Origin of the sequence: Cellulomonas sp. GbtcB1 (assembly GCF_019091725.1) — a bacterium.
Classification (GTDB): domain Bacteria; phylum Actinomycetota; class Actinomycetes; order Actinomycetales; family Cellulomonadaceae; genus Cellulomonas.
In genome coordinates this window covers 1-270 of record NZ_JAGXJG010000260.1, presented here as the reverse complement: position 1 = coordinate 270, position 270 = coordinate 1, and the positions used below count along the sequence as shown (strand labels likewise).

General features: G+C 76.3%; 1 protein-coding gene. It reads left to right on the top strand.

Annotated elements, in window-relative coordinates; all coding sequences use genetic code 11:
- Positions 1 to 270, top strand: a 270-nt coding sequence (locus tag KVT14_RS20425) for a LysR substrate-binding domain-containing protein (protein ID WP_254631393.1), incomplete at both ends; no start/stop codon positions are given.

The following is a 270-nucleotide window of genomic DNA, read 5'->3' as shown; positions in this document are numbered from 1 at the left end:
ATCAAGGAGGCCACCGGCCAGGCCGAGGGCCAGCTGGTCCGCCGGGACCGGCTCGTGTGGGTCGCTGTGCCCGGGACGGCGGTCGACGCCGAGGCGCCGGTGCCGCTCATCACCTACCAGGGCGCGTCGTTGTCCCGGCAGGCCGCCGTCCGGGCCCTGACCGAGGCCGGCCGGCCGTGGCGCACGACCTGCAAGGTGGTCGTGATCAACGGCGTGCTCGCCGCGCTCCGCGCCGGGCTCGGCATCGCCGTGCTGCCGCAGAGCCTCCTG